The organism is Agrobacterium sp. ST15.13.013 (assembly GCF_027956525.1).
Taxonomy (GTDB): domain Bacteria; phylum Pseudomonadota; class Alphaproteobacteria; order Rhizobiales; family Rhizobiaceae; genus Agrobacterium; species Agrobacterium salinitolerans.
In genome coordinates, this window is sequence record NZ_JAQKGP010000121.1 from 1 (window position 1) to 377 (window position 377).

Below are 377 nucleotides of genomic sequence, written 5' to 3' on the forward strand. Positions count from 1 at the left end.
TGGCTGGCTTATCCGCCTGACCAACAATGGTCAACTGGATGGGCAGGTGCAGGTTACCGACCCGCAGGGGCGGCGTAATCTCGGCGGCAATGTCAATATCAGCAACTTCTCGCTGGCGATGATCAACCCGATTTTCGCTCGTGGTGAAAAGGCAGAGGGAAGGCTCAACGCCCGTCTGCGTCTGGGCGGCAATGTGAAAAGTCCGCAGCTGTTCGGCCAGATGCAGCTGAGCGGGGTGGATATCGACGGCAACTTTATGCCGTTTGATATGCAGCCGAGCCAGCTGGCGATGAACTTCAACGGCACGCGCTCGACCCTGCAGGGGACGGTGAACACCCGCCAGGGGCAAATCGCCCTCAGCGGTAACGCCGACTGGA

1 protein-coding gene is annotated in these 377 nt (G+C 59.9%); it reads left to right on the forward strand.

Going from position 1 to position 377, the window contains the following annotated elements; translation table 11 throughout:
• On the forward strand, positions 1-377 hold a 377-nt coding region (locus PL597_RS26170; RefSeq protein WP_271366675.1), incomplete at both ends, for a hypothetical protein.